The organism is Ligilactobacillus hohenheimensis (genome assembly GCF_947381805.1).
GTDB lineage: Bacteria > Bacillota > Bacilli > Lactobacillales > Lactobacillaceae > Ligilactobacillus > Ligilactobacillus hohenheimensis.
Genome location: NZ_CANCXC010000001.1, coordinates 1 through 23,972, shown reverse-complemented (window position 1 = coordinate 23,972; position 23,972 = coordinate 1). Strand labels below are relative to the sequence as shown.

21 protein-coding genes and 1 tRNA gene are annotated in these 23,972 nt (G+C 53.5%); 9 read left to right on the top strand and 13 right to left on the bottom strand.

The window, feature by feature from the left end; all coding sequences use genetic code 11:
• Positions 1-214: 214 nt before the first annotated feature.
• Together nrdH and nrdE are read left to right on the top strand one after the other, a co-directional pair.
• Complete coding sequence (gene nrdH / locus QOR60_RS00110) at positions 215-445, top strand: glutaredoxin-like protein NrdH (protein WP_283581333.1); 231 nt, start codon at positions 215-217, stop codon at positions 443-445.
• 106 nt (positions 446-551) lie between these two features.
• Entirely contained in the window at positions 552-2,723 is a 2,172-nt protein-coding gene (nrdE, locus tag QOR60_RS00105; RefSeq protein WP_283581332.1) for a class 1b ribonucleoside-diphosphate reductase subunit alpha, read from the top strand.
• 198 nt (positions 2,724-2,921) lie between these two features.
• Here nrdE and galU read toward each other — a convergent pair whose 3' ends face one another.
• On the bottom strand, positions 2,922-3,791 hold the full coding sequence (gene galU, locus QOR60_RS00100; RefSeq protein WP_283581331.1) for a UTP--glucose-1-phosphate uridylyltransferase GalU: 870 nt from the start codon (positions 3,789-3,791) through the stop codon (positions 2,922-2,924).
• A 114-nt stretch (positions 3,792-3,905) separates the two neighbouring features.
• Positions 3,906-4,706, bottom strand: a complete 801-nt coding sequence (map, locus tag QOR60_RS00095; RefSeq protein WP_283581330.1) for a type I methionyl aminopeptidase — start codon at positions 4,704-4,706, stop codon at positions 3,906-3,908.
• A gap of 138 nt (positions 4,707-4,844) precedes the next feature.
• On the opposite strand from map, the gene QOR60_RS00090 reads away from it, so the two are divergent.
• Together QOR60_RS00090 and QOR60_RS00085 are read left to right on the top strand one after the other, a co-directional pair.
• A complete protein-coding gene (locus QOR60_RS00090) occupies positions 4,845-5,306 on the top strand; it encodes a flavodoxin (RefSeq protein ID WP_283581329.1) in 462 nt (153 codons plus the stop codon).
• Between the two features lie 23 nt (positions 5,307-5,329).
• Complete coding sequence (locus QOR60_RS00085; protein ID WP_283581328.1) at positions 5,330-6,268, top strand: glycosyltransferase family 2 protein; 939 nt, start codon at positions 5,330-5,332, stop codon at positions 6,266-6,268.
• A gap of 72 nt (positions 6,269-6,340) precedes the next feature.
• Here the strand turns inward: QOR60_RS00085 and sufB are convergent, their stop codons facing one another.
• From sufB to nrdD, 7 genes are read right to left on the bottom strand one after another with little or no spacing between them, the layout of a single operon-like run.
• A complete protein-coding gene (gene sufB, locus QOR60_RS00080; protein ID WP_283581327.1) occupies positions 6,341-7,756 on the bottom strand; it encodes a Fe-S cluster assembly protein SufB in 1,416 nt (471 codons plus the stop codon).
• On the bottom strand, positions 7,734-8,183 hold the full coding sequence (gene sufU, locus QOR60_RS00075; protein ID WP_283581326.1) for a Fe-S cluster assembly sulfur transfer protein SufU: 450 nt from the start codon (positions 8,181-8,183) through the stop codon (positions 7,734-7,736). The genes sufB and sufU overlap by 23 nt, the downstream gene beginning before the upstream one ends.
• Positions 8,170-9,405: an aminotransferase class V-fold PLP-dependent enzyme gene (locus QOR60_RS00070; protein WP_283581325.1), complete on the bottom strand. Its 1,236-nt coding sequence runs from the start codon at positions 9,403-9,405 to the stop codon at positions 8,170-8,172. The genes sufU and QOR60_RS00070 overlap by 14 nt, the downstream gene beginning before the upstream one ends.
• A complete protein-coding gene (locus tag QOR60_RS00065) occupies positions 9,392-10,339 on the bottom strand; it encodes a SufD family Fe-S cluster assembly protein (protein WP_283581324.1) in 948 nt (315 codons plus the stop codon). The genes QOR60_RS00070 and QOR60_RS00065 overlap by 14 nt, the downstream gene beginning before the upstream one ends.
• A gap of 2 nt (positions 10,340-10,341) precedes the next feature.
• A complete protein-coding gene (gene sufC, locus QOR60_RS00060) occupies positions 10,342-11,112 on the bottom strand; it encodes a Fe-S cluster assembly ATPase SufC (RefSeq protein ID WP_283581323.1) in 771 nt (256 codons plus the stop codon).
• A 12-nt stretch (positions 11,113-11,124) separates the two neighbouring features.
• Positions 11,125-11,700: an anaerobic ribonucleoside-triphosphate reductase activating protein gene (gene nrdG / locus QOR60_RS00055; RefSeq protein ID WP_283581322.1), complete on the bottom strand. Its 576-nt coding sequence runs from the start codon at positions 11,698-11,700 to the stop codon at positions 11,125-11,127.
• Positions 11,693-13,894: an anaerobic ribonucleoside-triphosphate reductase gene (nrdD, locus tag QOR60_RS00050; protein ID WP_283581321.1), complete on the bottom strand. Its 2,202-nt coding sequence runs from the start codon at positions 13,892-13,894 to the stop codon at positions 11,693-11,695. Before nrdD ends, nrdG begins: the two co-directional genes overlap by 8 nt.
• A gap of 259 nt (positions 13,895-14,153) precedes the next feature.
• Here nrdD and QOR60_RS00045 point away from each other — a divergent pair, with 259 nt between their 5' ends.
• From QOR60_RS00045 to QOR60_RS00035, 3 genes are all read left to right on the top strand, one after another.
• Positions 14,154-17,039, top strand: coding sequence for a YfhO family protein (locus QOR60_RS00045; protein ID WP_283581320.1), 2,886 nt, complete (start codon positions 14,154-14,156; stop codon positions 17,037-17,039).
• A 233-nt stretch (positions 17,040-17,272) separates the two neighbouring features.
• Positions 17,273-18,562 (top strand): glycosyltransferase family 2 protein, encoded by a 1,290-nt coding sequence (locus QOR60_RS00040; protein WP_283581319.1) that lies wholly within the window; start codon positions 17,273-17,275, stop codon positions 18,560-18,562.
• A 33-nt stretch (positions 18,563-18,595) separates the two neighbouring features.
• Positions 18,596-19,378, top strand: coding sequence for a hypothetical protein (locus QOR60_RS00035; protein WP_283581318.1), 783 nt, complete (start codon positions 18,596-18,598; stop codon positions 19,376-19,378).
• 134 nt (positions 19,379-19,512) lie between these two features.
• On the opposite strand, the gene wecB is transcribed toward QOR60_RS00035, so the two are convergent.
• From wecB to QOR60_RS00020, 3 genes are all read right to left on the bottom strand, one after another.
• Entirely contained in the window at positions 19,513-20,670 is a 1,158-nt protein-coding gene (wecB, locus tag QOR60_RS00030) for a non-hydrolyzing UDP-N-acetylglucosamine 2-epimerase (protein WP_283581317.1), read from the bottom strand.
• Between the two features lie 68 nt (positions 20,671-20,738).
• Positions 20,739-20,812, bottom strand: a tRNA-Arg gene (locus tag QOR60_RS00025).
• 52 nt (positions 20,813-20,864) lie between these two features.
• Positions 20,865-22,115, bottom strand: a complete 1,251-nt coding sequence (locus QOR60_RS00020; RefSeq protein ID WP_283581316.1) for a DEAD/DEAH box helicase — start codon at positions 22,113-22,115, stop codon at positions 20,865-20,867.
• Positions 22,116-22,297: 182 nt separating this feature from the next.
• Here QOR60_RS00020 and QOR60_RS00015 point away from each other — a divergent pair, with 182 nt between their 5' ends.
• Together QOR60_RS00015 and QOR60_RS00010 are read left to right on the top strand one after the other, a co-directional pair.
• Complete coding sequence (locus QOR60_RS00015) at positions 22,298-22,645, top strand: DUF4828 domain-containing protein (protein ID WP_283581315.1); 348 nt, start codon at positions 22,298-22,300, stop codon at positions 22,643-22,645.
• A gap of 184 nt (positions 22,646-22,829) precedes the next feature.
• Positions 22,830-23,615: a sulfite exporter TauE/SafE family protein gene (locus tag QOR60_RS00010; protein WP_283581314.1), complete on the top strand. Its 786-nt coding sequence runs from the start codon at positions 22,830-22,832 to the stop codon at positions 23,613-23,615.
• Between the two features lie 69 nt (positions 23,616-23,684).
• On the opposite strand, the gene QOR60_RS00005 is transcribed toward QOR60_RS00010, so the two are convergent.
• Positions 23,685-23,972: IS3 family transposase (locus tag QOR60_RS00005; RefSeq protein WP_283581313.1), on the bottom strand; the 288-nt coding region annotated here is incomplete at its 5' end.

Here is a 23,972-nt window from a genome sequence, read left to right as displayed (position 1 = left end):
GGACACCCCGTTAGTAAATTTGATACTTTTATCATACGCTAAATTGCCCCCGTTAAGCAACAAAATCCAGGAATTATTCGCAGCCGTTATCCACCATATATCGGATTTTAATCGATTATTATCCACAATATCTTGTGTTTTAGCCTTGCTTTTTTCCGGAAACACGGTATACTAGGTTCACGTAAGCAAAAGAAACGGAATGGTGATGATAATCATGAGTCTAACGGTATACACGAAGAACAACTGCATTCAGTGCAAGATGACAAAGAAATTTCTTAAAGCCCACGGGGTTGCCTTTGAGGAACGGAACATTTCCGATCATCCTGAATACGTTGACTACTTAAAGGAACAGGGATTCCAGAGCGTTCCGGTCGTTGAACGTGACGCTGAGCCCGTTGTCAACGGGTTCCGGCCAGACCTTCTACAACAGGTTATCGCCGAATAATCCGTCTAAGACATTACGTAAAAGCAAATTGTGACTAATGAAAAGTGAACACGTTGTTGGTTCACTTTTTTTAAACCAGTAATTAACTAAGAAAGTGGTGGAACCAGTGAGTCTATCTGCGATTGATCGTGATAAAGTAACGTACTACGACCTCAACAACCAGGTCAACATCCCCCTCAACGGTAAAATTCAACTCGAAAAGGATCAGGAAGCCCTTCAGGCGTTTCTTAAGGAAAACGTGGAGCCCAATCTCAAACACTTCGATTCACTTGAGGAGCGGTTCGACTACCTCGTAAAGAACGGGTACCTCGAGGAAACCTTCGTTAAGAAGTACAGCATGGACTTCATTAAGAAGTTATACGCCCAGCTTAATGCGGCGCACTTCCACTTCAAGTCGTTTATGGCCGCCTACAAGTTCTACAACCAGTACGCCATGAAGACGCTTGATAACGAGTACTACCTGGAAACAATCATTGACCGGATGGCAACCAACGCCCTATACATGGCAGACGGCGATGAACAGTTGGCCCTCGATCTTGCCGAAGAACTCGTTACCCAGCGGTACCAACCAGCGACCCCAACCTTCCTGAATGCTGGCCGGGCCCGGCGGGGAGAAATGGTTTCCTGCTTCCTGCTTCAAACGACCGACGATATGAATTCTATCGGCCGGACGATTAACTCCGCCCTGGAACTTTCCCGGATCGGTGGTGGGGTCGGCATTTCCCTGAGTAACCTTCGGGGCGCTGGTGCCCCCATCAAGGGAATTGAGGGGGCTGCTTCCGGGGTGATCCCCGTAATGAAGCTGCTCGAAGATAGCTTCTCCTACTCCAACCAACTGGGACAGCGACAGGGCGCCGGCGTGGTTTACCTGAACGTTTTCCATCCCGACATCATGGCCTTCCTGGCAACCAAGAAGGAAAACGCCGACGAAAAGGTGCGGGTGAAGACCCTTTCTCTCGGGGTGGTTATTCCGGATAAGTTCTACGAGTTAGCCGCCAAGGACGAGGACATGTACCTCTTCGATCCGTGGGGGGTTGAACGGGCCTACGGGAAACCGTTTGCCTACGTCGACATCACCAAGGAATACGACAACATGGTAGCAAACCCGGACATCCCTAAGAAGAAGATCCGGGCCCGGGAGCTTGAAACCGAAATCAGCAAGCTCCAGCAAGAATCCGGCTACCCGTACATTATGAACGTCGACGTAGCCAACCGGGCCAACCCAGTTAAGGGCAAGATTATCATGAGTAACCTGTGTTCGGAAATCATGCAGCCTCAGGAAATTTCCCGGATTAACAACAAGCAGGAGTACACGGAAATGGGAACCGACGTGAGCTGCAACCTTGGGTCCACCAACATCGTTAACCTGATGGCCAGCCCTGACTTCGGGAAGTCCGTTGAAACGATGGTGCGGGCGTTGACGTTTGTTACCGACAACGAAAACATCGACGTTGTTCCGTCCATCGACTACGGTAACAGCGTGGCCCACACGATTGGGCTGGGCGCAATGGGAATGCACGGCTACCTGGCTAAGAACCATATCTACTACGGTTCTCCGGAAGCCATCGAGTTTACCAGCGTGTACTTCATGCTGATTAACTACTGGACGCTAGTTGCTTCTAATAAGATTGCCCGCGAACGGCAGGAAACGTTCAAGGACTTTGACCAGAGCAAGTATGCGGACGGTACCTACTTCGACAAGTACCTTGACCAGGACTGGGGGCCAAAATCAGAGAAGGTGAAGGCCCTCTTTGACGGCATCTTTATCCCAACTAAGGACGACTGGGCTAAGTTAAAGGCCGCTGTCATGAAGGACGGCCTTTACCACCAAAACAGAATTGCCATCCCGCCAACGGGGTCCGTTTCGTACGTTAACGATGCAACGGCAAGCCTGCAGCCAATCATTAATCTCGTGGAGGAGCGGCAGGAAAACAAGACCGGAAAGGTGTACTACCCGGCACCGTACCTTTCAAACGATACCCTGCCGTACTACCTGTCAGCTTACGATATTGATATGCGGAAGATGATTGACATGTACGCCGCTGCCCAGGAGCACGTTGACCAGGGAATTAGTATGACGTTCTACATGCGCTCAACGATTCCAGAGGGGCTCTACCCGTGGAAGGACGGGCGCACCAATAAGATGACTACCCGGGACCTTAACATTCTCCGGAACTACGCCCACGCAAAGGGCTGCAAGTCCATCTACTACGTCCGGACGTTTACCGATGATAACGGTGAGGTCAGCGTCAACGAATGTGAGAGTTGCACAATCTAATAACTGATTACCTATTATTCAAAAGGGGCTGAGACCTATTTGGTCCTCAGCCCCTTTGAGACCTATTTGGTCCTCAGCCCCTTTTTGGATATCACCACACCCGTCACACCCGTTTCATGCGGCGGGCGCCCCTTCACTTTGAAACGCAAAAACGAGCGCCACCCGTCCGGATAGCGCTCGTTCCTGTTTCGTATTAAATTAGAGTTTCTTCGCTAATTGCTTAATGTAAGCCGTCAGCTCGTCCTTCACCTCAGGGTGCTTTAACCCGAACTGAATTGACGTCTTTAAGTAGCCAAACTTGTACCCCACGTCGAAACGATCACCCTTAAATTCATGGGCAAAGACCCGTTGAACCTTATTCAACCGGTCAATGGCGTCGGTCAGCTGGATTTCGTTTCCGGCCCCCGGCTGCTGGGTCTCCAGCATCCCAAAGATTTCCGGCGTCAACAGGTACCGGCCGATGATTGCCAGGTCTGATGGGGCTTCCTCCACCGCCGGCTTTTCAACAAACCGCCGAACGTCGTACAACCCCGGCCTTGTTTCGGCAGCAGGATCAATCACCCCGTACTTATTAACCTCTTCGTGCGGCACCTTCATTACGGCTAGCGTTGAGGCATTTGTCTCCTCATACCGGTCCATCAACTGCTTAGTCAACGGCACCTCGTCCTTCATCAGGTCATCCCCAAGCATCACGACGAACGGCTCGTTCCCAACGAAGTCCTTTGCCATCAGAACGGCGTCTCCCAGACCACGTGGGTGGGACTGCCGGATAAAGTAGATGTTTAGGTCGGTTGTTTCCTCCACCAACTCCAGCATCTTCGTCTTGCCCTTAGCCTTCAAGTTTTGTTCAAGCTCCGGCACGGAATCAAAGTGGTCCTCAATCGGCCGCTTGTTCTTTCCGGTGATAATCAAGATATCCTCAATTCCGGACTCCCGGGCTTCCTCGACAATGTACTGAATCGTTGGCTTATCAACGATTGGTAACATTTCCTTCGGCATCGCCTTTGTCGCCGGTAAAAAACGGGTCCCGAGTCCCGCTGCCGGAATAATTGCTTTTCTAACTTTCATAGTCAAATACCTCTTACTTTGAATTATTGGTATTCCCGTTAAATCCATATACAAGTACGAAGCGTATTCTACCAGTATTCCCGCGGCGTGGCAATAAAATACAGGAAGTTTTGCTTAATCGTTGGATTTGCTCCACAAATAGTCGCGGTCCGTTACCGGGTCCTGAGAAGTCAAAATTTTCGGTCCATCGGTAGTAATCGCAATCGTGTGTTCAAACTGGCAGGAGACGCTCCCATCGGCCGTCCGGGCAGTCCACCCATTCGGGTCATCCATGACAGCCTTCCAGTCGCCCAGGTTAACCATTGGTTCAATCGTAATCGTCATTCCAGGACGGAGCCGGACGCCCTTCCCGGCAACCCCATAATGCGGAACGTCCGGGCTTTCGTGCATCGTTGGCCCAATCCCGTGGCCGATAAACTCGCGCACATCCCCAAAGCCGTTTTCATCTTCCACGTAATGTTGAATAGCTGCCCCGATATCGCCAATCCGGTTCCCCACCTGGGCTTGGTCAATCCCCAGGTACAGGGCGTCATGGGTGACCTGCATCAACTTGTCTAATTCCGGCGTGCTCTTCCCAACGACGTAACTCCAGCACGAGTCACTCATGGCCCCGTGATAGTTAACCACCGTATCAACCTTTACCAGGTCGCCGTCCTTTAAGATCAAGTTCTTCCGCGGAAAGCCATGACAAATTTCGTCGTTAACGCTCACGCACGTGGCGTACTTGTAGCCCTCAAACCCAATCTGTTCGGCGATGGCATCGTGCTCCTTGTAGTACCGCCGTGCTAGCTTTTCGATTTCCCAACTAGAAACGCCCGGCTTGATTAATTTCCGCACTTCCCGGTGAAATCCCGCAAGGATGGCACCAGACTTAGCCATTTCATCAATTTCACGTTCTGACTTTAACGTAATCATGTCCTACCCAACCCTTCATACTGATAATTACCTTCATTATAAGCCTAATTGCAACCACCGCGGAATTTTTTATAAACGCCACCACCGTTTTTGTTATAATGGAAGGAGCAAGTTTATTTTTCAAGGACGGTGAATTCTATGCAACCACGCGTTCAAATCGTTTACGCCACGATTACCGGAAACAACGAAGAGGTGGCCGGCGTAATTGCCGATGCCTTTGAAGACCTCGGCGCGGACGTCACGATGACCGAAATCTCCCAGACAGACGTTAGTGCGTTTACAGCAAGCGACATTTGCATTGTTTGTCCGTACACGTATGACGATGGCGCCCTCCCCGAGGAAGGCCTGGACTTTTACGACGACCTCGCAACGGTTGACCTCAGTGGTAAAATCTTCGGCGTTGCGGGCTCGGGCGATACGTTTTACGGTGAATTCTTCTGCACGGCGGTTGAAAAGTTTGATGAGGCCCTGGCTGCTACTGGCGCCCAGCGGGGAAGCGCCCCGGTTAAAATCAACCTGGCACCCGATAATGATGAGGCCATCGATCAGCTTGACGCCTTTGCGAATAACATTATGCGCAAGTTCACCGCAACCGATTAAATGAAAGGAACCGACATATAAAAATGACAAAGAAGCTTTCAATCATCGTCCCGTGCTACTTTGAGGAGGAGTCCGTCCCCCTCTTTTACGATGCCGTTCAACGGGTCGCCCCGGAGCTGAAGGACGTTGAACTCGAATACTGGTTTATTAACGACGGATCAACGGACGGCACCCTCGCCGAAATGCGCAAGCTCCAGGAAAAGGACCCGCAGCATGTTCACTACGCCTCGTTTTCCCGGAATTTCGGGAAGGAAGCCGCCCTGTATTGCGGTTTACAACAGGCAACCGGCGATTACGTCGTTGTCATGGACGTTGACCTCCAGGACCCGCCGGAAATGTTGCCAATCATGCTCAAGTACCTGGAAGACCCTAACGAGGACTACGATTGCGTGGGGACCCGCCGCCTAACCCGGGAAGGCGAACCGCCCGTCCGGTCCTTCTTCGCCCGGATGTTCTACAAACTGATTAACCGGATCTCGGATACCGAGATCGTTGACGGGGCGCGGGACTACCGGATGATGACCCGCCAGATGGTGGACGCCATCCTGTTAATGAGCGAATACAACCGCTTCTCTAAGGGCATTTTCAGCTGGGTTGGGTTTAACACAAAGTACCTGGAATACAAGAACCGGGAACGGGCTGCCGGAACAACGAGCTGGAACTTCTGGAAACTTTTCCAATATTCGATTGACGGCATCGTCAACTTCTCCCAGGCACCGCTTGATATCGCCACGTTTATCGGGGCGTTGACCGCCTTTGTTTCGTTAATTGGAATTTTATGGATTATCACCGCCAAAATTTTCTTTGGTAATCCAACCGCGGGCTGGCCGTCAATGGTCTGCATCATGCTTTTCATCGGCGGAATTCAGTTGTCCTGCCTGGGAATTGTCGGCAAGTACATCGGCAAGATTTACGCCGAGGTTAAACACCGGCCAATCTACATCTTAAAGGAAAAGAAATAATCGCATACAGTAACCCGCACACCACTGAACCGCTCAGCGATGTGCGGGTTATTTACTATTCCTCCCCGGCCGTTACCCTACGGCACCGTCCATCTGGTATTCAATCAACCGGTTTAATTCAACCGCGTACTCCATCGGCAACTCCTTCGTAAACGGCGTCAGAAAGCCCATCACAATCATTTCGGTGGCCTGTTTTTCGGTAAGCCCGCGGCTCATCAGGTAAAACAGTTGTGCTGCCGAAACCTTCGACACCTTTGCTTCGTGCTCAATTTGGGCATCCGCCGCCTGCTGCACGGTGTTCACCGGCAGGGTATCGCTTCCCGAATGATCGTCGAGGATCAGCGTATCGCATTCCACGTGCGCAAACGCCCCCGTGGCTGCCGGGGTCATCCGTACCTCCCCGCGGTAATCGGCGTGCCCCCCATTCTTACACAGCGACTTGGACACAATCGTTGAGGACGTTTGCGGCGCACGGTGAATCATCCGGGCTCCCGTGTCTGAAATAATCCCGTTTCCGCGGGAATCACTGCCCGCAAACGCAACCGACAGCATCGTTCCCCGGGCTCCGGGGCCATCGAGGTAAACACTCGGATACTTCATCGTGACCTTCGAACCCAGGTTACCATCAACCCACTCCATCGTAGCCTGCTCAAAGGCCTGCGCCCGCTTCGTTTCCAAACTATAAACGTTATCGGACCAATTTTGAATGGTGGTATACCGGCAGGTCGCGTGGGGCTTAACAAACACCTCAACCACGGCGGCGTGTAAGCTATCCGCGGAGTAATTAGGCGCGGTACACCCCTCAACGTAGTTCACCTGAGCCCCCTCATCGACAATGATTAACGTCCGCTCAAACTGCCCCGAATTCCCGGCGTTAATCCGGAAATAACTTTGAAGTGGCACGGTACACCGGACGTGGGGCGGAACGTAGATAAAAGTTCCCCCCGACCATGCCGCCGAATTCAACGCCGCCATCTTGTTATCATTCGGCGGCACAAGGGTCCCAAAGTACTGGCGCACCAGTTTCGGATACCGCTGAACCGCGGAGTCCATCGCCATAAAGACCACTCCCTGCTGCGCTAACTCTTCCTGCACGTGGTGGTACACCACCTCAGACTCGTACTGGGCGGACGATCCCGCTAAGTACTGTCGTTCCGCTTGGGGGACCCCTAGCCGTTCAAAGGTTTCCTTAATCTGGGCGGGAACGTCTTTCCACCGCCGGACCGGCCGGGAAGTATCCCGCCGAAAATAGTTAATCTTCTCAAAATCTAACGCACTCAGGTCAGGGCCAAACTGCGGGAGCGGGAGTTTGCGGTACGTTGCGTACGCCCGCAAGCGAAACCGTAACATCCACTCCGGTTCGTGTTTTGCTGCCGAAATTTGCCGGATTACCGCTTCGTTTAACCCCTGGCCGGTCGTTAGGATGGGAGTAACTCGGTCCTTAAACCCGTACTGGGACTTCTTCTCACCTGGAACTGTTACTGTCAATGATCCGTTGCACCCCCTCACACGCTAATAACGCACACTTCACGCGAACGGGAAACCGGGCAACCCCGGTAAACGCCATTCCGTCACCAAGTTTCTCCTGTTCTTCGGTCGTTAGCGCCCGTTTATGGGTTACTAATGCGGTAAACGCCCGGAGACGCGCCTGCGCTTCTTCAACCGGCTGGTGATCCACAAGATTGCAAACAACCGCCGCAGCTGCCCGGGCAATCATGCACCCGTCCCCCGCGGTGATTGCTACCCCGGTAATGCGGTTGCTGTCCCGAGTAACCGCCACGGTAAACGCATCCCCGCACGTCGGGTTTACCACGGCCCGCTGCACACTTCCCTTGAGCGGATGAAACCACCGCGGATCCTGCGCCCGCTCAATAATTACCTGGCCGTATAATTCCGACAACTCATCCCATTCCATATTTTTTAAAAAACGCCTCCGTTCGTTCAACCTGCGCTACCAGTGCATCTACTTCTGCCGTGGTATTATAAAACGCCACGCTCGCCCGCACCGTCCCGGACACGCCGAGATGCTTCATCAGCACCTGCGCACAATGGTGGCCCGCCCGCACCGCCGTTCCCTGAGCGTCCAACGCCGTTGCGACGTCGTGAGCGTGTAGGGAACCAACGTTAAAGGCCACCACCCCGTTCCGTTGTTTTCCGGATACCGGGCCGTACACCGTCACTTGCGGAAGCGCACGGAGCCCCGTCGCAAGGCGCGCAGCTAACTGCTGTTCCCGGGCCTGAATCGCCCCAATTCCCTGCCGTTCCAGGTACTGGATTGCCTTTCCGAGCCCGATGACCCCCGCAATGTTTTGGGTGCCCCCCTCAAAACACCACGGAACTTCCTTAAAGGTCGTTTCGTCCCGCGTTACCGCGCTAATCATTTCCCCGCCGTATTCAAGGGGGTGCATCCGTTCGAGCACAGCGCGTTGCCCCCACAACACGCCAATTCCGGTCGGGCCAAGCATCTTATGGCCCGAAAACGCAACGAGGTCTGCCCCCCATTTCTGCACGTCAACCGGCATGTGCCCGACTGCCTGGGCCGCATCCACAACAACGAGCGCTCCCGCTTTATGGGCAATCCGGGCAATTGCTGTCACCGGGTTAACGGTTCCCAACACGTTTGACGTTGCACTGACCGCCACTACCCGGGTTCGCGCCGAGAGTTTTCGCTGAAAGTCAGCCCAATCCAGGATTCCATCCGCTGTTACTTCAACGAACCGAAGAACCGCACCGCTTCGAGCAGCAAGCACCTGCCACGGTACCAGGTTACTGTGGTGCTCCATCACTGTTACTAAGATTTCATCCCCGGGCTTCAGGGAAACCGCCCCACCAAACGCCGCCCAGTTTAACGCTTCGGTCGTGCCCTTCGTAAAAACGACCTCGCGGGCTGACGGCGCGTTAATTAGGTGGGCCACCCGCGTGCGAACCTCCTCGTACTCCGCCGTGGTAGCCGCCGCCCGGGCGTAACCGCCCCGGTGGACGTTAACGTTTTCCTGGGTGTAATACTGCCGCAACGCCCGTAATACCGGCCGTGGTTTTTGCGTGGTAGCGGCGTTGTCCAGGTAAATTAACGGGTGCCCGTTCATTATCTGATTTAAAAACGGAAAGTCCGCCCGGACCGCATCAACCGACTGCATCCGCCGTCACCCGCCTTTCAATTAATGCCTGCAGGGTTTGCCGCACCGCCGCATTCTCAACCTGATCAATTACCGGCCTGAGAAATCCCCGGGCAATCAACCGGACAATCTGTTGCCGTGACAAGCCCCGACTCTGTAAGTAAAAGAGCTGATCCGCCGCCAACCGGCCAATGCTGGCAGCATGGGCGGCCGTCACGTCATCCTCATCAATCAGTAGCTGGGGATTAACCGTTCCCGTTCCCTGCGGGGTCATCAGGAGCACCTTACTTTGCTGGGTCATCGCCGCCTGATGAGCCCCCGCAACAATCCGGCCCGTAGTATCAAAGTTTAGCTGACCAGCCGTCAACACCACCCCGTACTGGGCAATGGTTGCCGTGGTAGCGGGAACCTGGTGCGTAATGTCCGCGGTAATTCGTTGCTGGCTTAACTGACCTGCTAACGCCGCTACGGATAACGCCACGTGGGCGCCCGCGCCAACCAAATCCGCCTTGAGAACCACGTGATCCTGACCGGTAGTAAGTTCTCCCACCCGCCAGGTCACCTGCGCATCCCGCGCAACCCGAACGTAGTTAACCCGCGTTTTATTCGAGTCCTTTCCGGCATTCACCACCGTCCAGTCAACGTGACTTGCAGGCTCCGCTGCAATAAGGGTAGGACTCCCAGCTACGGTTGCTTGGTGCACTTCACAGTACCGCACGCGACTTGCGGGACCCGCAAGCACCACCGCTGGCCCACTGCCCTGAATGGTTACGGTCGCATTTTCCGGAACAACCACAACGGGCGTTTCCGCTGAAAGCGCACTAATCACTTGCGGGGAAAGGGTTGCTTTCAGGGCCCGCCACTGTCCCCGGGCCGCCCCCGTAAGGGCGTTCACCCGCACTAGTTGGGCAGTGCCCGTTAACACGCACCCGCCATCCAATGCCTGTTCCTCCATTCCTATACCCCCTCATCTACCAGCGGAATATCCAGTCCAAGCTCATCCCGAACGCGGGTGTATCCCTTCTGCTCCAGTTCGGTGGCAACCGCTGCCCCGCCCGTTTTTACGATTCGACCACCCATCATTACGTGCACAAAGTCCGGTTGAACATACGTCAACAACCGCTGGTAGTGGGTAATTAATAACCCAGCGAAGTGGGGCCCCCGCATCGCATTAATTCCCCGCGCTACCACCTTCAATGCGTCAATATCAAGCCCCGAATCAATCTCATCAAGCAGCGCCACGGCGGGAGTAAGCATCATTAACTGCAATAACTCCGCGCGCTTTTGTTCTCCGCCCGAAAACCCCACGTTCAGGTCCCGGTTGGCCATTTCGGGAGGCATATCCAGAAGTGCTAACGCCCGCTTTAACTTCCTCATGTAGTCCAGTAACTGGACTTTACCCTCTTTTGCCCGCAGCGCCGCCCGAATCAGCGTACTCAGGGTCACCCCCGGAACGGCTACCGGAAGCTGCATCCCCATGAAAATTCCTAGACGGGCCCGCTCATCAACGGGGAGCCCGACAATGCTTTCCCCGTCAAGCTGAATATCACCGGCAACCACCTCATAACGGGGATCACCCATGATGGCCCCGGCCAGCGTTGACTTTCCCGTCCCGTTTGGCCCCATAATTGCGTGGACCTCACCGGAACGAAGCGTCAATGACACCCCGTGCAGGATAAGTTTTTTGTCTACCGCTACCTTTAGGTTGTCAACCGTTAACGTCGTCATTCCAAATTCCCCCTACTTCTTCAAACCGGCCCACAACCGCACTTCACCAGCTTCAAGCGAGGCGGGCACATCGATAATTCGCTGGTTGCTACTCCCCCGAAACTGTAACGTGAGGTCCTTTTCGTCCTCCAAAAACCGGCCGTCAACTAAAATGTCCAGCAGTGACAAAAATTCCAGCTTATCATCCGATTCGAGCATCAACTCGTCCCAGGTATACCCGGTCCATGACCAAATATCCTTGGTATGACCAAAACGCTGCCGAATGAGGCGGGCTAACCGAAGCGTAATTTGCGTGTTCAGGAACGGCTCGCCGCCCAAAAAAGTAATCCCTTGAACGTACGGTTCAGCAAGGTCGGTCATAATCTGTTCCTCAAGGGCCTCGTCGTACGGCTGCCCGTAATTAAAACTCTGCGCCGCCTTGTTGTAACATCCCGGACACATAAACTTGCACCCGCTCACGTACAGGCTGCAGCGGACCCCCTCACCGTCAACCATGTTAAACGGTTTATAGTCCGCCACCTTCATCTGGCTAAGGTCATCCGCGAGCCATTCCTGGGGACGGGGGTTATTCGGTTTGCGGTTAGTCATCTGCTACCCCTCCCCTTACATCGCGCTGCTTGCTTTGAGCATGGCTGGCCATTTCGTGGGCCATCGTTGGCGAAAGGTGCTTGACACGGGCCGCAATCTCCTCGTGCCGGCCGTGAACCATTGGCCGTTGGAGTGGGTTTCCCAGGTACCCGCACGTCCGCTTAACACAATCACACGTTTGCGGGTCGTGGTTGCCACAGTCCGGGCACTGGAAGCCCCGGGCGGTCGCCGCAAACTCCCCCTCAAACCCACACTTATAACACTTATCAATCGGGGTATTCGTTCCCAGGTACCCAATTTTGTCGTACGACCAGTCCCACACGGCTTCCAGGGCCTTCGGGTTTTGCCGGAGGTTCGGGTACTCACAGTAGTGGATAAACCCGGCAGTTGCGTAGTGCGGGTACTCCATTTCAAACGTCAACTTCTCAAACGGGTTGGGGTGCTTCCGGACATCATAGTGGAAGCTATTGGTGTAGTATTCCTTATCCGTAATGTCCCGTACCTTCCCGAAACGTTGCGTATCAAGCCGACAAAACCGGTCAGTCAATGATTCACTTGGCGTTGAGTACACGCTAAAGTGGTACCCCGACTCCTTCGCCCACTGCTTACAGTGTTCGTTAAGGACCCGCACAACCCGCACGGTAAATGCGTGGGCCGTTTCGTTATGTTCCCAGTTAGGGCCGAAAAAGGCCGTCCCCACTTCGTATAAACCGATGTACCCCAGCGAAACCGTCGCGCGGTCGTGGTTGTAAAACCGGTCAACGGACTCGCCGTCCTTGGCCTTCATCCCAAACGCACCGTACTTATACAAAATCGGGGCGTTTTCAGGACGGGCATCATCACGAATCCGCTTCACCCGCACCATAAGTGCTTCATGGGCGAGTTGAAGCCGGTCCTCCAGCATTGTCCAAAACAGTTCCTGATTCCCGTGGGCCTCCATGGCAATCCGGGGAAGGTTTAACGTCACCACTCCCATGTTGGCGCGGCCATCGTTGACCTCCCGGCCGTCTTCATCCGTCCACTTGGGAAGGAATGACCGGCACCCCATCGGCGACTTAAAATTACCGGTAATCGCCACAATCGGCGGGTAATTAAGGATGTCCGGATACATCCGTTTAGTAGCGCACTCAATCGCTAACTGCTTAATGTCATAGTTAGGATCCTCCGGACGGTGGTTGATTCCGTCCTTAATCGCAAAGAGAAGCTTCGGAAAAATGGCCGTTCGGTGGTTTTTCCCGAGCCCGTCAATCCGCACCTGTAGGATGGCCCGCTGAATCTCCCGGCTAGCCCACGATGTTCCAAGTCCAAACCCCACCGAGGTGAACGGCGTTTGGCCATTCGTGGTAAACAGGGTGTTAATCTCGTATTCCAGTGACTGCATCGCATCGTAAATATCCTTGACGGTCCGTTCCCGGGCATACTGCTCCTGGGACCCCTTCCCTGAAATATACTTTTGTGCGGTGTGCTGGTGCTTTGCGTAGTTCATCATTGCGTACGGGGCCAATAGCGTATCAATATGGTCCACCGTACAGCCGCCGTACTGCTGACTAGCAACGCTGGCAATCACCTGAACGATCTGGGCGACAGCAGTCTGAATTGACTTAGGCCGCTCAACCTCCGCGTTCCCGATCTTGAACCCGTCACGGAACATCGTTTCAAAGTCAATCAAACAGCAGTTGCTGTACGGTTCAAGCGGTGAATAATCCAGGTCGTGGAAGTGAATGACCCCCTTCAGGTGGGCATGGGCAATGTGCGGGGGCATCATCGTTAACCCCAGCGTTTTCCCCACCGTCCCGGCGGTTAAATCCCGCCGGGTGCTGAAAACGGTGCTGTCCTTATTGGCATTTTCATGAATAATCGTTGGATCACCCTTTACTAGGCGCTCTAACCGGGCCGTTGGGTCGGTCTGCTTAGCAAATTCCTGCGCCCGGTGTTCCTTGTAGTCCAAGTACCGCTGACGGGCTTCCGTAAGGTGGAGCCGCTCACAGGTGGCTAAAACCGCATCCTCTACCTGCTGGGCGGTTACCCGTTTCCCGGTTAGTCGGGCCGCCGTTACCGCCGCAACCTTTCCCGGATCCTCAACTTCCAACGCCGCAAAAACTAACTCTAACTTGTATTCCCGGAACGGATAGACCGCCCCGTCACGCTTAACAAACTGCTGTGGCATAAATTCTTCCCCTTTCGCTGTTGCCATTCCAATCAACGTCTCCATCGTAGCACTTAATACCACATGTTGTATATAGTTAATTTATACACACCACATATTGTGGATAAAAAGGAAATCACCACACTTGCTTAACACCAGCCATTCCCCAAATCATTTGGAGAATTTCCAGGCACTAATTTATTTTTGACCGACCCAACCACCCTCCTTTTTTAAAATGGACTGTTCTTCCTGCCGAATTCGTCATTTTACGGTAAAATACAAGGGAATGGAGAGAGGAGCAGTTACCATGCAGTTTTCGTTTGATCAAAAAAAGAGCCATCACCGGCTATACCTGAAGTACACCGCGGCGTTTCTCATCGTCGCGCTCTTCGTGTACGGAACGTACCTCGTTACGGGGCACTCGTTTATCTGGTACATTGACGGAGCCAACCAGCACTTACCATTGCTGAAGGCCTACCGGCAAACCCTCGCCCAGTTTATTCACCACCCCTTCCACACCCCCCAGTGGTCGTGGAAAATGGGGCTGGGGGCGGCCAAGTTCCCCATCTTTGCCTACTACGACATTGGGGACGTTTTTGCGTACCTGACCCTCCTCTTTCCGGTTAGCAAGATTGTCTTGGCCTACCACCTGATCATTGTTTTGCGACTATACTGTGTCGGGCTGGCGTTCTGCTTCTTCGCCCGCCACTTTAAGGCGCTGCACACCCCGGCAATCATTACCGGATCCTTGGTTTACACCTTTAACGCCTTTTTACTGTACGCCAACTGCGCCCAGCCGTTCTTTGCGACGCCGTTTATCATTTTTCCACTGGTGCTCCTGGCCATCGAACGGGTGTTGCAGGGTAAAAGTTGCTGGCCACTAATCGGTGCATTCACGTGGATGCTCATTAGTAACTTCTACTTTGCCTACATGCTGGGAATTGGAGCGTTCATTTACCTTGCGCTCCGGGTTCTGATTACCTACCGCAGCCGGTTAAACTACCCGGTTGTGCTTGCCCGCTTAGCCGGGGCAACCATCACGAGCCTGCTACTGGCCGGCTTTATCCTCGTTCCTGAACTCCACGCGGTCCTTAACTCTACCCGTTCCGGCAGTCCGTTTGCCAACGGGATGCACGTGTACCCGCCGTACTACTATCTGGCACTCCCCTCCCAGCTAATTAACGGCGGCAACCGCGACTTCTACTTCTGGACGGCGCTCGGATTTGCCAGCGTCGCCCTCTTCGGGATTACCTATGTTCTCCGGCACATTAAACGCTACCCGGTAATCGCAACGAGCATTCTGATTAGCGGTGGCATGCTGCTCCTCCCGTGCTTTGCGGCCTTCATGAACGCCTTCATGTCACCGTCCAACCGCTGGACGCTAATGCTGTGCCTCCCAGTAGCGCTCGCGTGCGCCATCCTCGCCGAACGACTGCCGCACCTGTCTGGGAACACCCTCAAACTCTTTACGCTTGTTACGGTAGGCTACACCGGGATTATTTTCCTGGACTACCTCTTTGAAAACAACGAGATGCTGTTTATCCCGATGGTCTTCCTGTACGTTACCCTGCTGGCCCTGTGGCTGCTTCACCGGCACGGCGGAACCCACTCCCGGCACTGGTTACTGGCCGTCGTGCTCCTCAACGTCCTCTTTAATGCGGTCTACTTTGAGGCCCCGTATAACGGCGGCTACTCCAAGGAAATGCTGCCCCTGGGAGCCTTTCAAAACCTGGAACAGGACAGCTATAATGGGTTGGCAGATGGCCTTACCGGCAAAACGGGATACCGGGTTTCAACCCTGAGCCAGAACTACCAGCTTGGTGCGGACTACACCATGTACAATAACCTCGCCGCTCCGGTAAATCTGCTCAACTCGTACTACTCAATCCAGAATAAGTACGTCGGCCAGTTTGCCCAGGAAATACAAAACACCCAATATGAGGCCAACTATCCACTCCAGCAGCTCGATGACCGGACGGCCCTCCTGGACTTCCTAAACGTTAAGTACCTGTTCACCCAGATTGGGAATCCTAATGCCAATAAGATTCCGGCCGGGTTTGTCCTGGACAAGACGACCCAAAAGGTGACGGGCATTAACGGTCAACCAGGTGATAGCCAGCAAACCCGCCGGTACAAGAATACGGCGGCCTTCCCGCTTCTTTACTGGCAAGACCGGGTAGTAACACCCCACCAGGCTAAGAAGCTCAGCGCAACCCAACGGGAACGGGCCCTCGCTGCGGGCGTGACCGTCAGTGATGCCCACGATGCAGCTGGTCTTACTCCCGCCTCACTCTCCAACCTGACCGTCACTATCCCCTACGAGCTCGTTTCAAGCCACGGGGTACGGATTACCGGAGCAACCAAAACACTGCAGCGGCAGGACGCCAACGAGTCGTACACCATCGTGCTGAATCCACGGGTTAAGGGGAAGCAAAATAAACAACTCAAGAAACTCCGGAACTACGAACTCCACCTTGAGTTTACGAACGTTCACTACACGCCGATGAGTCTCCGGCAACAGGTCCGGATCGAGGCCCAGACGAAAAACAACGATCTTACCAGGGGCCCACTGGCGAAGAACACCAAGATGGACTACTACCGTTACCTGCACTACCACGTTGTCAACGGCACGCCCAACCATGGGTTTACCCTGAAGGTGGCGGGGCCGAACGGGACGGAGAAACTGTACCAACCAAAGCGGACGATTCTGTCGTTCTATAAGATCGTCCACGCCGGAACGATGAACCTCGGCTTCATCCAACGCGGACTTCCGCAAACGCTCACCCTCACCCCGTCAAAAATGGGGACGTACCGCTTTAAGCTCCGCGTTGTAGCCGAGCCCCTCGGAAAGCAGTACTTCAACCAGGTAAAGACGGTCCAGCGCCATGCCCTCCAGAACGTCCGGCTTAACGGGGACCGCGTCACGGGGACAATCACCACGTCACGGGTAGGCATCCTTGCCTCGTCCATTCCGTACTCCACGGGATGGCGGGCAACCGACAACGGCCATCCGGTGAAGGTTTTGCGGGTGAACACCGCCTTTGTGGGCCTGCGGCTTCCTAAGGGCCAGCACCACATCGTGTTGTCCTACCACGTCCCTGCCCTCAAACTTGGAGCGCTCGTCTCCCTGGTAGGAATCAGCGTGACGCTCATTGCAGCGGGGGTAACCCTCGTTATTCGGCGAACCCGGTAAGCGCCGGTTTAACCCGTGCTTACCAAATTATTTAACAATGTTTTAAATTTACCGTGACTTTTTAGAAGCTATTCTGCCAGCTTACAGCGCCACTATCCGCGCCAGCTCCGACTTTTGCACAACCTTTTACTTTCTTAACCATCGTAACCAGTTGCCTTCATGATATTTAACTAGGTGAACTATGTATGGTATCATCGCAGACGGGAGGTAGAATTTTGTAGAAGGGAAAGGTTATGCTGGCAGTATCTCGTTTCTTAGTCCGTTACATCCTGCCCTGGTTCATCCGGATATGCGGCTGGGTTTCGGCATTTGGCATTTTCTACTACACGTTATGGGTACTTGTCCTGGTTTTTGGGTCCATCCGCGAACCGTGGCGGCGAAAGCGCGACTTCGCCCTGGCCGCCGGATACCACCTATACGTTATGATGCCGATGCTCAGCGAAGCCGGGGTGGTTAACAGTACGCTTAGCAAGTTTCTTGAAAACACCACGTCAATCGACCAGATCACCCTCCTCGTGATTGATGACGGGTCGGATGACGGCACCGGTGATTTGATCAAACAATTCATTGCGGCGCACCACTGTGAAAAAAAGATTGCGCTCCTGCAGCGCTTTAAGCCCAACGCCCAAACGGGGAAGGGCAACGCACTTAATTTTGGGTTGAACTATATCCGGAAGCTCGCCTCCACCGACCACGAACGCACCATTGTTGGTGTTCTGGATGCGGATGCTGTCATGAAGGAAAAGGACTTCAAAAACGTAATCCTTGAGTATGTTGTGCACCCTCAGCTGGCCCTCTTGCAAACAAAGGTCCGGATGATTAAGGTTCACAACTGGCTGGAACTAATGCAGGACGTTGAGTTTGCAACCGTGAATGACTGGATTCAGCGGGTCCGGAACGTCATTGGCAACGCCGCCGCATCAGGCAACGGCCAGTTTATTCGCCTATCAGCAATGGACGATAAGCAAAATCCATGGGGAAACGCGCTTCTTGAAGACTTTGAATTCAGCACTAACTTTCTCCTAAAGGGTGCCCAAACGAAATACTGTTCTGATATTGTGGTCTATCAGGAAGCCGTCAATAAAACCAAACCGTTTATCCGCCAACGTTCTCGGTGGGTCCAGGGTGGGTTAGATTGTGCGCAAAAGTATTTCTCCCGGGTGGTTAAGTCCCCCGAACTGGGTTTCTGGGCAAAGTTTGAAATGGTCTTCTTCATGTTATTGCCGTTTTTCACGGTGCTAGTCGGCTTTTCAAACCTCGTCATTTTACTGTATGCGTGTGGACACTTCATCCACTTCATCGGACTGTTTGTGTTCCTTCTCGGTGCAGTAACGGCCCTGTCGTATTACATGGCGTTTAAGTATGCCCTGAATGATTTTCGAATCAGCCCTAAGTTAGTAATCATCTGCAGCACGATGACGATCTACAATGTCATTCTATTTCCAGCGATCCTCATTGCGTTCTACCGTAAAATAACGGGCGCATCGAGTTGGATCAAAACAGCACACGGCGTTCAATCATAAAACGCCACTTTTCAGAAAGGGGTTTTCTACCAAATGAAGAATAGTAGTAAATTTGTTACTGCCCTGGCAACTGTGGGGCTAGGAATTACGCTCGGCTTTGGGCTTCCAGCCGTCCACGCTGACGCCGTAACGGCTCACTCAGCAACAACGGCAACCGTTAAGGGCGTTGCTGGAATTGCCGGCACCGCTGGAACGGCTGGCACTGCTGGGACCGCTGGAACGGCCGGCACTGCACCAACCGCACCAACCGCACCAACCGCACCAACCGCACCAACTGCACCGACTGCACCAACTGCACCGACTGCACCAACCGCTGGGACGGCTGGAACGGCCGGCACTGCTGGGACCGCTGGAACGGCTGGCACTGCTGCTACGGCGCCAACCGCTGGGACGGCTGGCACTGCTGGTACGGCTGGGACCGCTGGTACGGCCGGCACTGCACCGACTGCGCCGACTGCACCAACCGCACCGACTGCACCAACCGCACCGACTGCACCAACCGCACCGACTGCACCAACCGCACCGACTGCACCAACCGCACCAACTGCACCAACTGCACCGACAAAGAAGCCGGCAACCAAGCCAGCACACCACAACAAGCCAATTTACGGCCCTGGCCCAGTTAAGGTAATCATCCCTGGCCCATGCCACCGTGTTCCTGTTCACCACCACAACCACGGCTGCGACAACGGCCCGTCAATCATTATTTGGTGGTGGGACGACAGTGACACCTGCAGTGACATCTGGTGGACATGGTCTGACACGACTACCGTTACTTGGTGGGCATGGTCTGACACGACCGTATGGTTCTTCTAATTAAACAATAGCGGAAGACCGCTGCTTCCGTAAGCAAACGCGACCGTGCAACGCACAGCCGCGTTTTTTATACTATAAAGGAGGTCCGCCAATGAGGCGCAACCTCCTGCAATTTCTCGTTTTAACGCTTTCTCTTACTTCCGTGCTAGCCCCGAATCAAACTCTACTGGCCGCGTTCCCCCGTTAAAGTAGAACTGGATGGCCGCCAGAATCCGGTCAGTTGCATGCCCATCACCGTACGGATTTCGGGCGGTTGCCATTTGCTGGTAAGCATCTTCATTAGTTAAGAGATCAACCATTGCACCCGTAACCGCCGCTGTTTCCGTGCCGACTAACCGCAGTGTCCCAGCCTGAACCCCTTCCGGCCGTTCCGTGACATCCCGGAGAACCAACACCGGCTTCTTTAAGGCTGGCGCTTCCTCCTGGACACCCCCAGAATCAGTCATAATAAAGTAGCTCTGAGCAGCTAAGTTATGGAAATCAACCACTTCAAGCGGTTCAATCAGGTGAACCCGGTCCAACCCATTAAAGACCTTGTGGGCCACTTCCTGGACCGCCGGATTAAGGTGAACCGGATAAACGACTTCGACGTCAGGATGCGTTTCAACAACGTGCCGGATGGCCTTGAAAACCCGCTCCATCGGCGTCCCCTGGTTTTCCCGCCGGTGCATTGTCAGTAAAATCAACCGGTGATCCTCAGGAATTACCGGTAACCCCGTAACCTGGTGCTCCGCCCGCACAGTGTGCTGTAAGGCATCGATGGCCGTGTTCCCCGTGATGTAGATGTTCTTCTCTGGGTGATTTTCCTTAAGCAGGTTTTCCTTACTCAACTGGGTCGGGGCAAAGTACAAATCACTAATATCATCCGTCACCTGCCGGTTTAACTCCTCCGGGTACGGCGCATTCTTGTCCCACGTCCGCAAGCCAGCCTCCACGTGGCCGACCGCAACATGGTGGTAGAAGCCCGCCAAACTTGCGGCTAACGTCGTGGTCGTGTCGCCGTGAACCAGCATAATGTCCGGCCGTTCCTTTTCGAGAACCGGCCCCATCCCCTGCAAAACATTCGTAGTTACGTCCGTCAGGGTTTGCCGTTGGTGCATTACGTTAAGGTCGTAATCCGGCGTGATGTTAAACGTTGCCAACACCTGATCAAGCATTTCCCGGTGCTGGGCCGTTACCACCGTTACCGGAACAAATTCTTCGGGCCGCTGTTGAAGTGCCAGCACGATTGGTGCCATCTTAATCGCTTCCGGCCGAGTTCCGAAAACCGTCATTACCTTAAGCTGCTTCATCCTAAGACTCCCCTTTTAAAAGCGAAGGGACAGTTTCTTCAACCATCCCACCGCATTAATTCCACTAGTGCGTCCGATCGGAATCGAACCGATGACCTACCGCTTAGGAGGCGGTTGCTCTATCCTGCTGAGCTACGGGCGCATGCTAACCACTAATTAGTATAATTAGTGGTAATTATAAAAGTCAACCTTAACTAGGAACGCCGCTTCCGCCGCATTCCCTTGTTTTTCTGGTTGCGCCGGCGATTTTTCCGGTGCTTCTTCCGCTCGCTTCCGGCTGGCTGTTGCTGTTCCTGCTTAACCGGGGCTGATTGCTTGTTTTTCGCCGGCCGCAGCCGCTTTCCTTCAACTAATTCGCCGTGGACAATCATCCCGTCAACCACGGAATAGCCGTTTGGCCGAATTAACTGGCGAAAAGAGCGCAACTGATGCTCGTTTCCAAGGTTGATAACCGTCCCGGTTGCGCCCATCCGACCGGTCCGCCCCACCCGGTGCACGTACGTCCGGAGATCACGGGCAATGTCGTAGTTGATCACGGCCGGTAACCCCGGAAGATCCAACCCGCGGGCAGCCACATCAGTGGTTAGCAGTAACTTGATTTCCCCCTTACGGAGGCTACTAAGAGCATGCGCCCGGCCCTGGTGGTTCATGCCACTAACTAGCGCCGCCACCGGAACGTGGTGGTACTGCAGTTTGGCGGTTAATTCACGCACAGTCGCCGTTTGACTACAAAACACCAGCGCCCGCATTTGTGGCATCCGCGCCAACTTCCGCAATGCGTCCACCCTTTTCCTCGTTGGGACGGCAACCATATAGTGCGTAACTGCTCCCTGCGTGTGGTCCGTTGCCCGCACGTCGATCCGGGTAATTTGCACCCCAAACCACCGGTGCAATTCATCCAAAATAGGCGTGGCGGTTGCTGAGAAAAAACCGAGCTGAACGTCAGCATGGGCATGACTTACGATGGTCCGGCACAACTCACGGGAAGCCTCTTCGGCCAGTAGCGCATCGGCCTCATCCATCACGATTGCCGTCACCCGGTGCATTTTTACCCGTTTAGCCGTGATTAAATCGTTAACCCGGCCCGGAGTACCAACAACCACCTCTGGCCGGTCATGCCGTAGTTTTTCGACCTGGCGACGGATGTTCGCTCCCCCAATAAGCGCCTGAACCTTAACGTCAACCAACTGTGCCCATGCCTGGGTGACACCCGTAATCTGAACAGCCAGTTCCTGGGAGGGCGCTAGGATAACCACCTGGGGACCATCACCAGGCAAAACCTTTTCGAGCAGTGGCAAAACATACGCCAGGGTTTTCCCCGACCCGGTCGGCGCTAACCCCACGACATTTTTCCCCGCCGCAAGGGCAGGAATCACTTCTTTTTGAACCGGCGTTTGGGTCGTAAAACCCTGTTCCTGAAAATACTTCGCAAACTGTTCGTTCATAGTGTGCTCCTCACATCAATTTAAACTACTTTCATCTTACCGGAAAACACCCACCACTGAAAAGTTTATGACAAAACTATCACAATATTTTATTTGAATTACACTTTCTAAGAATCGCCCGCAGTCCGGCCGGAATAGGATATGATTATGGTAACGAAAGCGACTGAAAGGAGGAGACGACCGTGCAGCGGCCCCGTTTGCGGATTCCTAAAATTAAACGGCTCGACGGGTGGTGGAACAAAAAAAGCCCAGCGCCCATTAACTTCCCCGCCCGGTATACGGGTCAGTGGACGTTCGTCGACTCCACTAACAAAAAGCAACATACTTTTTCAATTGCTCCTAGCCTGCACCTCTTCATTGACCGGCGGGAAATTGAGGGCCACATCGTTAAGATTGACCAAAACGAACTCCTTTTCCTCGATAAATACGGCTACCACGTTAAGGTGACGGCGGGACTCAACGGCCCAACCACCGTTTATGATGAGGCCGATGATGTAACATATAAATTAGAAGCAGTTTCTTCCCGGTGATCGGCGTAATCACCGGGTTTTGTTTGACTATGGCTAAAAGGAAAAGTAATTAAAATTCGACTACAAGTGTAACCGTTCATGAAAAATAGTGGTATAACGAGAGCATGGTTGGTTTTTACACTCCCAACCACCGAAACTATCCGGTAAAAACAATAATTACCGGCAAGTGAGGCGAATCCTTCTAATGGAAATAACACTTTTACTCCTCGTCGGGTTTATCATCGGATTCATTATGATTTCACTCGGCATGGGCGCAGCGCTGTACATCGGGAGTTTCATCACCCTGTTTGGGCTCACCGCCAAGACGGCCGCTGCCAGCGCGCTGGTTACAACCTTACCGGCGTTAATCATTGCGACCCTGATTTATCACGGCGTGCGGAAAAAACACGATCGTGAATCCCACCACCACCGGCAAGAACACCGTCTCCTATTCTGGGCACTTGTCGGAACCCTGGGTGGAAGTCTGCTGGTTAACCGGATTAACCAGCACTACTACCAGATCATCATCAGCGTCATTCTGGTGGTTTTGGCGCTATCAATCCTGTACAAAACCATCATTGCCCCCCACCTTCACCACCAAACCCGGCCGACGCAAACGCGACTCAACCAGGTAATGGCCGACGGAACCGGAATTGTCAGCGGCGTTATGACTGGTTTAGTCGGGATGTCGGGAGGCGGCCCACTCGTGGCGGGCATGTTTTTAGTAAACGCATCACTTGAAGACGCTGTCGCCGCTTCGGCCTTTATTCGGACGTGGACTACCATCGTCGGCATCGGCCTGCACTGGCCAACCATGACGATTGCCTGGCACCCCGTCATCATCATGTCACTCGGGACAATTGTTGGCGCCGCCCTTGCCCCACTGGTAATGCAGCACCTTCCCGGAAAGACAAAACAAACCTTCTCTCGGGTAATGAAACCAATCATTGCCCTGATTCTGCTGTACTTGGGGGTTAAGCCGTTTATCTAACAATGAAACACAAAGAAAGAGGCTGGAACACATTGAAGTGCAAGACAAAAGTTAGACAAGATTAAATTATCAAGCTACTAAGGCGTGATTTCGGTATTCAACCGGAGTCATGCCGTTTGTTTTTAAAGTCGTTCTAACATTATTAAAATACTGAACGTAATTTTGAGAAAGTTTCCGTAGTTCTGTCATATCTTTACATGGTGGAAAGCCGGCCAGTAATTCTGTTTTGAACAAATGAAAGAAACTTTCTACCGGAGCGTTATCTAAACAGTTTCCCTTGCGGGACATACTTTGAACAAAGTGATAATCCGCGAGTTTTTGGGTATAGTAAGCCAACTGATAATGCCAGCCTTGGTC

What these genes read in the sequence shown, in the direction of transcription:
- QOR60_RS00045 (WP_283581320.1), top strand. Translation starts at nt 14,154, where the DNA reads ATGCAGTTTTCGTTTGATCAAAAAAAGAGCCATCACCGGCTATACCTG.
- nrdH (WP_283581333.1), top strand. Translation starts at nt 215, where the DNA reads ATGAGTCTAACGGTATACACGAAGAACAACTGCATTCAGTGCAAGATG.
- nrdG (WP_283581322.1), bottom strand. Translation starts at nt 11,700, where the DNA reads ATGACTAACCGCAAACCGAATAACCCCCGTCCCCAGGAATGGCTCGCG.
- QOR60_RS00070 (WP_283581325.1), bottom strand. Translation starts at nt 9,405, where the DNA reads ATGCAGTCGGTTGATGCGGTCCGGGCGGACTTTCCGTTTTTAAATCAG.
- wecB (WP_283581317.1), bottom strand. Translation starts at nt 20,670, where the DNA reads ATGAAGCAGCTTAAGGTAATGACGGTTTTCGGAACTCGGCCGGAAGCG.
- QOR60_RS00090 (WP_283581329.1), top strand. Translation starts at nt 4,845, where the DNA reads ATGCAACCACGCGTTCAAATCGTTTACGCCACGATTACCGGAAACAAC.
- QOR60_RS00035 (WP_283581318.1), top strand. Translation starts at nt 18,596, where the DNA reads ATGAAGAATAGTAGTAAATTTGTTACTGCCCTGGCAACTGTGGGGCTA.
- QOR60_RS00010 (WP_283581314.1), top strand. Translation starts at nt 22,830, where the DNA reads ATGGAAATAACACTTTTACTCCTCGTCGGGTTTATCATCGGATTCATT.
- sufC (WP_283581323.1), bottom strand. Translation starts at nt 11,112, where the DNA reads ATGACGACGTTAACGGTTGACAACCTAAAGGTAGCGGTAGACAAAAAA.
- map (WP_283581330.1), bottom strand. Translation starts at nt 4,706, where the DNA reads ATGATTACGTTAAAGTCAGAACGTGAAATTGATGAAATGGCTAAGTCT.
- QOR60_RS00020 (WP_283581316.1), bottom strand. Translation starts at nt 22,115, where the DNA reads ATGAACGAACAGTTTGCGAAGTATTTTCAGGAACAGGGTTTTACGACC.
- QOR60_RS00065 (WP_283581324.1), bottom strand. Translation starts at nt 10,339, where the DNA reads ATGGAGGAACAGGCATTGGATGGCGGGTGCGTGTTAACGGGCACTGCC.
- galU (WP_283581331.1), bottom strand. Translation starts at nt 3,791, where the DNA reads ATGAAAGTTAGAAAAGCAATTATTCCGGCAGCGGGACTCGGGACCCGT.
- QOR60_RS00040 (WP_283581319.1), top strand. Translation starts at nt 17,273, where the DNA reads ATGCTGGCAGTATCTCGTTTCTTAGTCCGTTACATCCTGCCCTGGTTC.
- QOR60_RS00085 (WP_283581328.1), top strand. Translation starts at nt 5,330, where the DNA reads ATGACAAAGAAGCTTTCAATCATCGTCCCGTGCTACTTTGAGGAGGAG.
- sufU (WP_283581326.1), bottom strand. Translation starts at nt 8,183, where the DNA reads ATGGAATGGGATGAGTTGTCGGAATTATACGGCCAGGTAATTATTGAG.
- nrdD (WP_283581321.1), bottom strand. Translation starts at nt 13,894, where the DNA reads ATGGCAACAGCGAAAGGGGAAGAATTTATGCCACAGCAGTTTGTTAAG.